Origin of the sequence: Faecalibacter rhinopitheci (assembly GCF_015234135.1) — a bacterium.
GTDB classification, from domain to species: domain Bacteria; phylum Bacteroidota; class Bacteroidia; order Flavobacteriales; family Weeksellaceae; genus Empedobacter; species Empedobacter rhinopitheci.
This window is the reverse complement of sequence record NZ_JADGIK010000007.1, coordinates 12,820-26,326: the sequence shown is the minus strand read 5'-3', so window position 1 is coordinate 26,326 and position 13,507 is coordinate 12,820. Positions and strand designations below refer to the sequence as shown.

Sequence of the window (13,507 nt, the reverse complement as noted above, 5' to 3'; positions counted from 1 at the left end):
CATCTAATTTAGATGCCTTTTTTATTGCCTTTTTAATTCAATTTTGAACGTGGTACCTTTCTCTTTAGAAGATTCAGCAACATATATTTTTCCGTTATGATAATCTTTAATAATTCTTTTTGCAAGAGATAATCCTAATCCCCATCCTCTTTTCTTAGTCGTGAAACCTGGATCAAATATCTTTTTTTGTAATTTAGAAGGTATTCCAGGTCCTGTATCAGCTATAGATATTATAATTTTATTACCCAATGTTTGAATATAAATATCAAGAACACCTTTATTTTGCATTGCGTCTGCTGCATTTTTTATTAAATTTTCAATTACCCAACTATATAAAAGAGGATTAAATTTGATATAAATTTCATCTATTTCAGATTGAAAATTCAATTCAATACCATTACTTATACGCTCTCTTAGATATAAAACAGTTGTTTTAGTCGTATTAACCAAATCATTATTTTGTAATTCTGCTTGAGATCCTATTCTAGAAAATCGTTCAGCAATATGCTTTAAACGTTCTACATCTTTTTCAATTTCTTCAACATGTGATTGATCAATTTCTTCTAATTTTAAGAGTTCAACCCAACCCATTAATGATGATAAAGGAGTTCCAATTTGATGTGCAGTTTCTTTTGCCATACCAGCCCATAAATAACTTTTTTCGGTTTCTCTAATCGTTTTAAAATACCAATATGTGAAGAGGAAAAAGATCAAACTAAGAATAATTATGATAATTGGGTATAGTTTTAGGTTGTTTAAAAGGTTAGAATTCGTATAATAAACGTGATTTTTGCCATCAGGAAGGTCAACTTCTATGTGTAAATCCTCGCTTTTAAGCGCAGTTAAATATTTTTCAAGTTTTTTTGGGTCATTTAGTATGTTTTCTTCAATATTTTTTGTGAAATTTATAGTGTTATTTTCATCAACGAGAATTACAGGAATTGAATTGTTATCTTCGATGAGTTTAAATAAGAAATCTTGAGTATATGGATCGATATATTCATTCTGACTTATGAGCTCTAATGATTTTGCATAATTTTCAATTTTTGATTTTTCAACATCTTTTAATCGTAAAACAATTTGATTCGAAAACCATAGTGTTAACGAAAAAATTATACAGATTAATATAAAACCAATACTTTGATTGGAAATTTTATGGCTTAAATATTTATACATAAAAGATATTATTCTTTTAGAAGTTTGTATCAAATGTAAAGAATATTTAACTATAATATATTTTTATGGCGTGATAAGATAAATATGATGGAAGTAATTTTTTTTAAAAATTTAAATAGTTTATTTTTGTAGCTAAATCTCATAGAGAGTAAAATTTATGGATCGTTTTTCGTTTTTAAACGCCGCTCATATTGAATTTATAGGCGACTTATATGACCAGTATATCCAATATCCGGATAGTGTAGAACCTAGTTGGAAATCTTTTTTCCAAGGGTATGATTTCGCAAACGCAACTTATGATGGAGAGCCATTATTTGTAGCATCAGCACCTGCTAGAGAGCAGAAGGTTGTGCAGCAAATAGTGAATCCGGCAGTAGTCGCTCAAGTTCCTGATTCAGTTCAAAAGGAATTTAAGGTTATTAATTTGATTAATGCTTACCGTACACGCGGGCATTTATTCACAAAAACTAACCCAGTTAGAGAGCGTAGAAAGTGGGAACCAACATTAGCATTAGAAAACTTCGGTTTATCTCAAGCTGATTTAAATCAAACTTTTACTGCAGGGGAAATCTTAGGTATTGGTGGTGCAATCACTTTAAAAGAGATTATTAACCATTTAGAAGAAATGTATTGTGACTCTATTGGAGTTGAATACATGTATGTAAGAGAACCTCAGAAAATTGAGTGGATTCAAAATTGGTTAAACCAAAACTTGAATCACCCAAAATTATCTAAAGAGGATAAAGAAAGAATTTTATTTAAGTTAAACCAAGCAACTGCTTTCGAAAGTTTCTTAAATACTAAATATGTAGGACAAAAACGTTTTTCTGTTGAAGGGAATGAGTCTTTAATCCCAGGATTAGATACTTTAATTAACCGTTCTTCAGATCATGGAGTACAAGAGGTTATCGTTGGTATGGCTCACCGTGGACGTTTAAATGTTTTAGCTAATATTTTTGGTAAATCTTATTCTCAGATTTTCTCTGAATTTGAAGGGAAAGCTTTTGATACGGACTTAGTAGCAGGTGATGTTAAATATCACATGGGATCTACTAACAAGATTCAAGCTGCTAATGGGAAAGAAGTTTTAATCAATTTAGCACCAAATCCATCTCACCTAGAGACTGTAGATGCAGTTGTAGAAGGAATTACTCGTGCAAAAGCTGAGAAAGATTATAGCGAAGATTATTCAAAAATCTTACCTGTTTTAATTCATGGTGATGCTGCTGTAGCTGGACAAGGAATTGTATACGAAGTATTACAAATGATGTCTTTAGAAGGGTACAAAACAGGTGGTACTGTGCATGTAGTAGTAAATAACCAAATCGGATTTACGACTAATTATTTAGACTCTCGTTCATCAACTTATTGTACAGATATTGCGAAAGTTACTTTATCGCCAGTATTACACGTTAATGCAGATGATGCTGAAGCAGTAGTACATGCATTCCGTTTTGCTGCTGATTATCGTGCGCAGTTCGGACAAGATGTATTCATCGATTTATTAGGTTACCGTAAGTACGGACACAACGAAGGTGATGAGCCTAAGTTTACTCAACCTAAATTATATGATATTATTGCAAAACACCCTAATCCTCGTAAAATTTATTTAGATAAATTATTAAAAGAAGGAGCAATAGGAGAAGATATCGTTAAACAAAAAGAAGAAGAGTTTAAAGCTTTATTAGAAGAAAACTTTAATGCTTCTAAAGAAATTCAACGTAATAAATTATTCCCTTTCATGCCAGAAGAGTGGGAAGAATTTAACATCGCTGAAGGAGATAAAGTTTTTGAAAAAGCAAATACAGCATACGATGCGGAAGCATTAAAAGAAATTGCAAAAGCAGTCTCTACAATCCCTGCTGATAAAAAATTCATTCGTAAAATTACACGTATCGTTGAAGGTCGTGCTAAAATGATTGAAGAGAATAAAATTGACTGGGGATTAGCAGAAGCATTAGCGTTTGGATCTATCTTAAAAGATGGACGTGATATTCGTTTATCTGGAGAAGATGTTCAACGTGGTACATTCTCACACCGTCATGCTGTGATTAAAACAGAAGATACAGAAGAAAAAGTTACTTTATTAAATACAATTTCTGAAGATCAAGGAAAATTTAGAGCATATAACTCTTTATTATCTGAATATGGAGTATTAGGTTTTGACTATGGATATGCAATGGCATACCCTGAAGCATTAACTATTTGGGAAGCACAATTTGGTGACTTTATGAATGGTGCTCAAATTATGATTGACCAATATATTACTGCTGCTGAAGACAAATGGAGATTACAAAACGGGTTAGTAATGTTATTGCCTCACGGATACGAAGGACAAGGTGCTGAACACTCTTCTGCACGTTTAGAGCGTTTCTTACAAGCAACTGCAGATAACAATATGTTTGTTGCAAACATCACAACTCCAGCTAACTTCTTCCACGCTTTAAGAAGACAAGTAGTAACAGATTACCGTAAGCCATTAGTAGTAATGTCACCAAAATCATTATTACGTCATGCACAAGCTGTTTCTTCATTAGAAGATTTCACAACAGGATCTTTCCAAGAAATCATTGAAGATACTTTTGTAGATCCTAAAAAAGCGAAGAAATTAGTTTTCTGTTCTGGTAAAATTTACTACGAATTAGCAAAAAAACGTGAAGAGTTAGGAGATACAACTACTGCAATTGTACGTATTGAGCAATTATACCCAATCCAAGAAGGACGTTTAGAGGGAATTGTTGCTAAATACGGAAAAGCAGAGTTAATTTGGGCTCAAGAAGAACCTGAAAACATGGGAGCATGGAGTTACATTTTACGTAAATTCCGTAAGTTACCATTCGATGTAGTTTCACCTAAAGAATCTGCTGCAACTGCTCCAGGATCTAGCAAAAGATGGGCTGCAATCTACGAAGAAGTTATAAATAAAGTTTTCAAATAAAATAAAGCTAATAGATATGTTAGAAATGAAAGTCCCTTCACCAGGGGAGTCTATCACGGAAGTAGAAATCGCTACTTGGTTAGTTAAAGATGGTGATTACGTAGAAAAAGACCAAGCTATTGCTGAGGTTGATTCAGATAAAGCTACATTAGAATTACCAGCTGAAGAAGCAGGTATTATCTACTTAAAAGCTGAAGAAGGAGATGTAGTAGAAGTAGGGCAAGTTGTTTGTCATATTGATACTGCTGCTGCAAAACCTGCAGGAAACGCTGCTCCAGCTGCTGAAGCACCTAAAGCTGAGGTTAAGGAAGAAGTTAAAGCTGCTCCAGCTCCAGTTGCTACACCAGCACCTGCTGCTCCAGCTGCAACTTACGCTACAGGAACTCCATCACCAGCTGCTAAAAAAGTTTTAGACGAGAAAGGTGTTGATGCTGCTCAAGTAGTAGGTTCAGGACGCGACGGACGTATTACACAACAAGATGCTGTACGTTTTACTCCAGCAATGGGTACTGCGCCAGTTTCAGGATCACGTTCTTCTTCAGAGAAAAAATTATCTTCTTTACGTCGTAAAATTGCACAACGTTTAGTTTCTGTTAAAAATGAAACTGCAATGTTAACTACATTCAACGAAGTTGATATGTCTGCAATTTTTGCTTTACGTAACGAATATAAAGATGCATTCAAAGCTAAACATGGTGTTGGATTAGGATTTATGTCTTTCTTCACAAAAGCTGTTACACGTGCATTAGAGTTATATCCAGACGTAAACTCTATGATCGATGGTGACTACCAAGTTAAATTTGACTATGCTGACGTTTCAGTTGCAGTATCAGGACCTAAAGGTTTAATGGTACCAGTTGTACGTAATGCAGAAAACTTAACTTTCCGTGGTGTTGAGCAATCTATCAAAGATTTAGCAATCAAAGTACGTGATGGTAAAATTTCTGTTGATGAAATGACAGGAGGTACATTTACAATCACTAATGGTGGTGTATTTGGATCAATGATGTCTACACCAATCATCAACCCACCTCAATCAGGTATCTTAGGAATGCACAATATCGTTGAGCGTCCAATCGCTAAAAACGGTCAAGTGGTTATCGCTCCTATGATGTACATCGCGTTATCTTACGATCACCGTGTAATTGATGGACGTGAGTCTGTTGGTTTCTTAGTGGCTGTAAAAGAAGCGATCGAAGATCCATTAAATGTATTAATGGGTGGAGATGCTAAAAAAGCATTAGAATTATAATATATCATTATAATCATATATTTAAAAGCCGTTCGAAAGAACGGCTTTTTTATTTTTTTAAAATTTTGATTTGCTAATTAATATCTTTAATCATAATCAAACAAAAATGAAAAACATTTCAATCTGTCATTTGCCATATTTTCTGTAAATAATCTAGAGGCTCAATTACATCCAAATACCGAAAATTCTGAGGTATTAAATCTAAATTCTACTATTAAAGAGGTTTTCTTAAAAAATTATTCAATTACTTTTCAGAGTTAATATTATAATTTCAATACAAAAGAAATTTATACGTTTTGAAAATAATTAAAGATCGAAGATTTATAATTTTTCTTTAAATCAATTACAAGATTTAGAGAAAGGACAACAAGTAAATGATAAAGCTCCTCTATATATAGGCATATTTTTCTTCTTAAACAATGAGTAAACAAATGATTTACTGTAATGAAATGATTGAAGGATTACCTATATGGATCTTCAGCATGAAATGGGTGAATGATAATTAGTTTGATAAATTAAATTCTTTTTAATACTTGTTTTTTTAAACAAATAGAAATTGACACTATCAATAATATTATAATCACATATGGTAAATATATAGTTACAGTGTCAAATTTATATTGTAAAAATTGGATAAATGTTGAATAATTATTGGCTATTAGATGGAGTAAAATTGGTAAAATTATATTGTTAGTTTTATAATAAATAAATCCAAAAAATATACTTAAGCAAATTGCTAATGCATACTGATTTGGATGATGAACTAACATAAATAAGATAGAACTAATAATTACAGCATAATGCGGTTTTAATGTCTGTAAAAGACCTCGTTGTATTATTGCTCTAAAAATTAATTCTTCAAACACAGGGCCTACAAGTCCAATAGCAATTAGCATCCACAAATTATTTGTAGTATATGGATTGAAAAATTTTGAATCACCATCTGAAAATTTAATTATGGATACAAAAAGAGTAACAACTGATATTACAACAATAGAACAGGTTAATAATATATATAAAGTAGGCTGTTGGAAAGAAATATTTGTATCTCTCTTTTTAAATTTATTAATTAGATAATAAAACATTAACGGGCCTATAAAGAATAAAAATGTTTCTATAAGTGTTCTAAAACCTAATGAAAATTTGATCATATAATTTAGATCAAATTGTACAATGAAGAAAATCCAAACAAATGAAATTATTAGAAGTAATATTACCTGAAAAGGATTTGAAGGAAAAAAGTTTTTTCGGTTCATCTAAAAATGGCGGTAATTAATTAAAGAGTAAATATAAATAAAAAAGCGACTTGAATATTCAAGTCGCTTTTTTATTTATATTATTGAGTTATTATCTTGCACCCATTCCTCTTTGTCTAATGCTCTCTAAGATTTCCACCTTATCTTTTCCAATATAAGATCCTTCCTCTACAATTGGATATAATTGATCATAAGAAACTATTCTTGTATTATCTACACGTAAGTTGACGTGTGTACGGTTAAAATCTCTATGTGATTTAACTCCAGTTGCTGAAATTAACTCAGATAAAATATGCATTGTTTTTTTATGGAAGTTGAACATACGAGTTGCTTTATCTTCAACATCTAGACCTTTCATTAAATCTTGATCTTGTGTAGCGACCCCTACAGGACAAGTATTTGTATTACATTGTAATGCTTGGATACATCCAACAGCCATCATCATAGCACGAGCAGAATATACTAAATCAGCACCAATTGCCATAACACGAGCAATATGGAATGATGATATAATTTTACCAGAAGCAATAACGCGTATATCTTTCTTTAGATCATATCCTCTTAAAGTATCAACTGCAAAAGCTAAACCGTCTAATAAAGGCATTCCTAATGAGTTTGAAAACTCTACAGGAGCAGCTCCTGTACCACCTTCACCACCATCAATAGCAATAAAATCTGGTTTTATCCCTGTTTTGATAATTGCTTCACAAATTTCGATAAATTCTTGTTTTATACCAATACAAAGTTTAAAACCAACAGGCTTTCCACCAGATAATTCTCTTAATTGTTTGATGAAATGTAGCATTCCTTCAGCATCAGAAAACGCAGAGTGTGAAGGAGGCGAATCTACAGTTGTGTAAGGCTCTACAGCACGAATTGCTGCAATTTCTGGTGTATTTTTATTTGCTGGTAAAATTCCTCCATGACCTGGTTTAGCACCTTGAGAAATTTTAAGCTCAATCATTTTAACATTTGGTAAAGTAGCACGTTCAATATATTTAGAAGCGTCAAAACCACCGTCTGCAGCGCGACATCCAAAATAACCTGTACCAATTTGCCAAATTAAATCTCCACCTGGTTTTAAGTGATATGGAGAAATTCCTCCTTCACCTGTATTATGAGCGAAATTACCTAATTTAGCTCCTTTATTCATAGCTAATACTGCATTTTCACTTAGTGATCCAAATGACATTGCAGAGATGTTTAATAAACTTGCCAAGTAGGGTTGCTTACAATCAGCACCTCCAATCTTAACACGTGGATCATCTGCATGTTGGATTTTTCCTGCATACATTGAATGATTTAACCATTCATATCCTGCTTCATAAACATCTAATTGAGTTCCGAAAGGTACTGTGTCAATTACATTTTTTGCACGGCGATAAACCATAGAGCGCATTAAACGGTCGATTGGTTTTCCTTCCGTATCTGTTTCCACAAAATACTGCATAATTTCTGGACGAATACTTTCAAAAAAGTATCGAAAGTTTCCAATTACGGGGAAATTACGACGAATTGCATGTCTTTTCTGAGACATATCCACTATACCTAATAAGATAAGAGGAGCTACGAATATAAATGCCCATAATATTCCTTTCCAAAAAAATGAAATACCCAATATCGCAAGAACAAGTACAATTGATATTATTACGAAACCTTGTCTAACTTTCATAAGTGTTTACTTAAAATAAATAATAGTTCGATTTAAAGTTCAAAGATATTCAAAAAATGGTATTCAAAATTATCTATTTTACATTTTTTTACGAATTTTCTTCATTATTTCAATCGTTTGAAAGAGATGTTTTTAAGATATTTTTAAATAATTGCATTTTTTTAAAAATATCTTAAATGATTAAGTAAGGTTGTTAAATTATCTACAATTAAATCAAAGAATAATTACTTTACTTATTCTTTGGAAACTCTGGTTAAATCCAATAATTTGATAGGACTCATTTGAAAGTTTTTAACTCTTTTATTCAAAAATACAGCTGTTTGATCATAGAATAAGGGCAATATAGGTGTTGATTTCATTAATATTGAATCCATTTTAGAGTAAATTATTGCGCGTTCTTCTAAATTATTTATTAAAAATGATTTTTCGTATAGTTGATCAAACGAAGTATTTTTAAAATGTGAGTAATTAGGACCCTCTGGTGAAAAGTTTTTTGAATAATATAAGGATAAGAAATTTTCGGCATCTGGATAATCTGCACCCCAATTGGCGCGAAATAGAGAAAATTTACCTGTTGATTTTCCATCTCTCATCGTAGGTCCAGGAACTACATTGATTTGTATTGGTAAACCTAATTTAGCCATTTCTGCAGAAATAAATTCGCATATGTCTACATATTCTTGTACAGTAGTTAATTCTATTGGTTTTATATTTCCTTTTTGTTTTTTATAGGTAAGGATTAATTCTCTAGCTTTTGCAGGATTATACTCGTAACCTGATTTTTTTGAATATCCTGGTAAACCTTTTGGGATAAATCCTCCATCTGCAGGAAATGCTAAGCCTTTCATCATATACTTGATGATTTTATCTTTATCCACTCCATAATTTAGTGCTTCTCGTAGTCTTGTATCAATAGATTCTTGATGATCAAGATAGAAGCATAAATAAACTGTACTTAGATAGGGTGACTTTACTAATGAGATATGTTCAGAATATTTAGGATTCAATTCACCTAAAGGATTTAAAATTTCATCTTTATAAGAAGGGTCTAAATCAGCCATCATATCTATATTACCTTTGATCAATTCTAAAAATTCAGAATTTTTTTCTGGTAAGAATGTAATATTTACAGCTTCTAAGTAAGGTAATCTTTCGCCTTTATCATCATACTCAAAATATAGAGGATTTTTTCGTAAGACTAATTTTACATTATCTTCCCAAATTTTGAAATAGAAAGGTCCTGTTCCAATAGGTTGTTTTAGAAAATCATCATTTCCATTTTTAAACATTTCATGTGGAACTACTGATGCGTATTTCATGGAAATTAATCCTAAAAAAGGAGGAAATGCTTCTTTCAATTTAATTTCAAATATTGTATCATTTACAGCTGTATAATTTTCAATATTATTCATAATCCATCCACCAGATCCGCCAAATGTTGGATCTTTTAAACGATTAAAAGAATATACAAAATCATTAGCCACAACAATTCGAGTAGAATCTTTGCCAAAATTTTTATGTTTATGAAAATATACATTATTGTTTAATGTAAAAGTATAAGTTCTGCCATCATCAGAAATATTCCAAGATTTAGCTATATCTGGTTCTATTTCAAGTTTATTGTTTATCTTTACCAGGCTATTGTAAATTAGATTACAAGCCCAAGTATTAGCTTGCGTACGTGCATTTATGGGGTCTAGAGATGATATATTATCATAGCGGTTAAGTTTAAAAACTTTACTTGAATCTACATCGCTTTTCTTGGAGCAACTAAATAAGCTGAAAATTAAGAAAATGTAAGTTAATTGTTTAATCATCATTGATGTTAAATTTTTATAGTTCAAAACTAGGTATTATTTATTGCAAATGTATAAATTTGCAGCTATGATTAATCTAACAAAAACAGTTGCATTTCATACATTAGGATGTAAATTAAATTTTTCTGAAACATCTACCATTGCTCGAAATTTAAAAGATCATGGTTATCACAAGGTTGAATTTACGGAAAAGGCTGATGTATATGTAATTAACACATGTTCGGTAACCGCAAATGCAGATAGAGAATGTAGAACGATTGTGAAAAACGCTTTAAAGGCTAATTCAAATGGATTTGTTGTTGTAGTTGGTTGTTATGCCCAGTTAAAACCTGAAGAAATTGCTTCTATTGAAGGAGTTGATTTAGTGCTTGGAGCTGCTGAAAAATTCAATGTTGCTCAATATCTTGAAAATCTAAATAAAACAGAAGATACAATTATACATTCTTGTGAAATAGAGGATGCAGATTTTTATGTGGGATCGTACTCTATTGGGGATCGTACACGAGCATTTCTAAAAGTCCAAGATGGATGTGATTATAAATGTACATATTGTACTATTCCATTAGCACGTGGTATTTCTAGATCTGATACGATGCAAAATGTATTAGATAATGCAAAGGAAATTGCCAATAAAGGAATTAAAGAAATTGTCTTAACTGGAGTTAATATTGGAGATTATGGAAAAGGTGAGTTTGGAAATAAAAAACACGAACATACTTTTCTTGAATTAGTCCAAGAATTAGATAAAGTTGAAGATATAGATCGTATTCGTATCTCTTCAATAGAACCTAATTTATTGAAAAATGAAACGATAGATTTTGTTTCTAAATCTCAGCGTTTTGTACCACACTTTCATATTCCTTTACAATCAGGAAGTGATGAGATTTTAAAGAAAATGAAGCGCAGATATTTATCTGGTCTTTATTTAGATCGTGTGAATAAAATTAGAGAAGTCTTGCCAAATGCTTGTATTGGTGTTGATGTAATTGTTGGATTTCCTGGAGAAACTGAAGAGTTATTTCTTGAAACTTACAATTTTTTAAATGAATTACCAATTAGTTATTTACATGTATTTACATATTCTGAGCGTGACAATACAGAGGCTATAGAATTTGATGGAGTTGTAGATATAGCTGAGCGTAAGCGAAGAAATAAAATGTTGCGTATTCTTTCAGAGAAAAAACGACAAGCTTTTTATCAAACTCAATTAGGTACTACTCAAAAAGTATTATGGGAACACGATAATAAAGATGGAAAAATGTTTGGATTTACGGAGAATTATGTAAAAGTACAAACAGATTTTGATGAAGAATTAGTAAACCAAACACAGATTATTGAATTAATTAAAATAAACCATAATGGAAATGTAGAAATAAAAGTTCCAACTGCTTTAACTATATAATTTCTTAACTAACAACTATTAAAACGCTAAAATAAACACATGAAAACACTAAGAATGAAGTTTTTACTCATTGCTGCTGGATTATTTTTTACTCTACCATTATCAGCACAAGTAGATTTTGGAGGTAAACTAGGTGCAGGAATGTCTAATATGAAAAATATATTCCCAGATTCTAAAGCTAGAATTGGAATACAAGCTGGGCTTGTCGCTAGATTTCAATTGGAATATTCTTCATATAGAACATTTAAGAATTACATTCAAGCAGAATTAGTGTATAGTGCGCAAGGTGAAAAAAATGGGAAATATGAGCAATATGTAGACTACTTAACTTTGCCAGTAATGTATAAATATTATTTGACAGATAGTGATGCAGATTTCTTTGTAGAAGCAGGTCCTCAATTTTCCTATGCAATAAATACGAATCTAGAACCTTATAAATCTCATGATCCTAGCAAGCCACACTTTGGATCGGATAATAACATTCTGAATAAATTCGATGTAGCATTTAATGGAGGTATAGGATATTCATTCCAAAGAAAATTTGAGTTGAATCTTAGATATAGTTTAGGTTTAATGGATACTTTTGATTATAAGTATAAGGATAACAAGCATAACAGGTCTTCATTCTTATCATTTTCGATGATCTATTTCTTTAACACATATTATTAAAATATTAAAACCTGATTTTTTAAATCAGGTTTTTTTTATTCAAAAATCCACCTTAAATTTAATATAATTACAAAAATCATATTATGAAAAACTTATCACTACTTTGTGCTTTATTATGCGTTTTTATTCTATCGAGCTGTAATACAGTTAGTGTAACTACAGATTACGATAAATCAGCTAATTTTTCATCATACAAAACATATGCATTTCATGAAAAAGGGATTACAAAGTTGAAAATTAATGATTTAGATAAAAGAAGAATTGTAGCGGCTATAGATGCAGAAATGGCTGCCAAAGGCTTTACGAAAGTTACATCAAATGCAGATTTAGTTGTAAATATTTTGGCTAGTTCTTCACAAGAACTTTATGTAAATAATAACTATGGCTACTACGGGTATTGGGGTAATTCTTATGCAAATGTTTCTGAATATACATCGGGTAAAATTATTATTGATATAATAGATGATAAAAAAAATATCCTAGTTTGGCAGGGTATAGGCTCAGGATTAAATGTAGATAACATAGCAGCTAAGTCTGAAAAAATTCCACAGGCAATAAATGAAGTTCTTACTAAATTTCCGCCATTAAACAAGTAATAAATAATTAAATAATTATAAAAAAAAGACCTTATTCAATAAGGTCTTTTTTTATCGATTTTATTTGTTAAATTTACATAAGTCACACATAATCAACCTTATGAATATTTTTAAAACTAAAATCGTTCCCTTGTTTATATTAGGGATATCATCCTTTTCTTTTGGTCAATTCCAATACGGTGTAAAAGCCGGTGTAGGGATAAGTAATACCACCATAGTACATGGTATTTCTAAGGAAAGAGTTGGTTTGCTAGCAGGATTTATAGCAAAATATCAATTATCTTCTCGTTCAGAAGAACATTATTTACAGGCAGAGGTGCTTTATACTAATCAAGGTGAATTTACTGTAGATAGATCAGGGAATAAATTCAAAGCTTTTGTGGATTATATAAATATTCCTATTATGTATAAATATTATTTTGATGACAGTGGAAGTGATTTCTTTCTTGAAGGAGGTCCACAACTTGGTTTTAAAATTGCAGATAATATTGATCCTCTCGGACCAGATGCTACTAATAATGTATTAAAATCCTTTGATTTAGCTTTTAATTTAGGAGTAGGATACTCATTACAGCGTAAATACGAAGTTAATCTTAGATACGGTATAGGTTTAGTGGATACATATGATTACTTAAAATGGGATAATGATATAAATAGAACTTCTCTAATCTCGTTAGGTATAACATACTATTTTAATTAATACTTTGTTTTATATTAAAAAGAGCATCT

10 protein-coding genes are annotated in these 13,507 nt (G+C 31.0%); 6 read left to right on the top strand and 4 right to left on the bottom strand.

Features of this window, described 5'->3' with window-relative positions; genetic code table 11:
- Positions 1-21 precede the first annotated feature (21 nt).
- Positions 22-1,176 carry a sensor histidine kinase gene (locus tag IM532_RS10755; RefSeq protein ID WP_194183457.1) on the bottom strand — a complete coding sequence of 385 codons (1,155 nt, stop codon included), beginning with the start codon at positions 1,174-1,176 and terminating at the stop codon, positions 22-24.
- Positions 1,177-1,333: 157 nt separating this feature from the next.
- On the opposite strand from IM532_RS10755, the gene IM532_RS10750 reads away from it, so the two are divergent.
- Both IM532_RS10750 and odhB read left to right on the top strand, forming a co-directional pair.
- Positions 1,334-4,114, top strand: a complete 2,781-nt coding sequence (locus IM532_RS10750) for a 2-oxoglutarate dehydrogenase E1 component (RefSeq protein ID WP_194183456.1) — start codon at positions 1,334-1,336, stop codon at positions 4,112-4,114.
- A gap of 16 nt (positions 4,115-4,130) precedes the next feature.
- The gene (odhB, locus tag IM532_RS10745) at positions 4,131-5,366 is read left to right on the top strand and encodes a 2-oxoglutarate dehydrogenase complex dihydrolipoyllysine-residue succinyltransferase (RefSeq protein ID WP_194183455.1); all 1,236 of its coding nucleotides are present in this window, start codon (positions 4,131-4,133) and stop codon (positions 5,364-5,366) included.
- 515 nt (positions 5,367-5,881) lie between these two features.
- Here the strand turns inward: odhB and IM532_RS10740 are convergent.
- The 3 genes from IM532_RS10740 to IM532_RS10730 form a co-directional block, all read right to left on the bottom strand.
- Positions 5,882-6,517, bottom strand: coding sequence for a CPBP family intramembrane glutamic endopeptidase (locus IM532_RS10740; protein ID WP_194183454.1), 636 nt, complete (start codon positions 6,515-6,517; stop codon positions 5,882-5,884).
- A 196-nt stretch (positions 6,518-6,713) separates the two neighbouring features.
- Positions 6,714-8,294, bottom strand: a complete 1,581-nt coding sequence (locus IM532_RS10735; RefSeq protein ID WP_194183453.1) for an FMN-binding glutamate synthase family protein — start codon at positions 8,292-8,294, stop codon at positions 6,714-6,716.
- Between the two features lie 233 nt (positions 8,295-8,527).
- The gene (locus tag IM532_RS10730; RefSeq protein ID WP_228063715.1) at positions 8,528-10,114 is read right to left on the bottom strand and encodes an ABC transporter substrate-binding protein; all 1,587 of its coding nucleotides are present in this window, start codon (positions 10,112-10,114) and stop codon (positions 8,528-8,530) included.
- A 64-nt stretch (positions 10,115-10,178) separates the two neighbouring features.
- On the opposite strand from IM532_RS10730, the gene mtaB reads away from it, so the two are divergent.
- The 4 genes from mtaB (at position 10,179) to IM532_RS10710 (ending at position 13,478) form a co-directional block, all read left to right on the top strand.
- Positions 10,179-11,513 carry a tRNA (N(6)-L-threonylcarbamoyladenosine(37)-C(2))-methylthiotransferase MtaB gene (mtaB, locus tag IM532_RS10725; RefSeq protein ID WP_194183452.1) on the top strand — a complete coding sequence of 445 codons (1,335 nt, stop codon included), beginning with the start codon at positions 10,179-10,181 and terminating at the stop codon, positions 11,511-11,513.
- A gap of 54 nt (positions 11,514-11,567) precedes the next feature.
- Complete coding sequence (locus IM532_RS10720) at positions 11,568-12,182, top strand: porin family protein (RefSeq protein ID WP_194183451.1); 615 nt, start codon at positions 11,568-11,570, stop codon at positions 12,180-12,182.
- A gap of 83 nt (positions 12,183-12,265) precedes the next feature.
- Positions 12,266-12,778: a DUF4136 domain-containing protein gene (locus tag IM532_RS10715; protein ID WP_194183450.1), complete on the top strand. Its 513-nt coding sequence runs from the start codon at positions 12,266-12,268 to the stop codon at positions 12,776-12,778.
- Positions 12,779-12,878: 100 nt separating this feature from the next.
- Positions 12,879-13,478, top strand: a complete 600-nt coding sequence (locus IM532_RS10710; protein ID WP_194183449.1) for a porin family protein — start codon at positions 12,879-12,881, stop codon at positions 13,476-13,478.
- Positions 13,479-13,507: the final 29 nt, after the last annotated feature.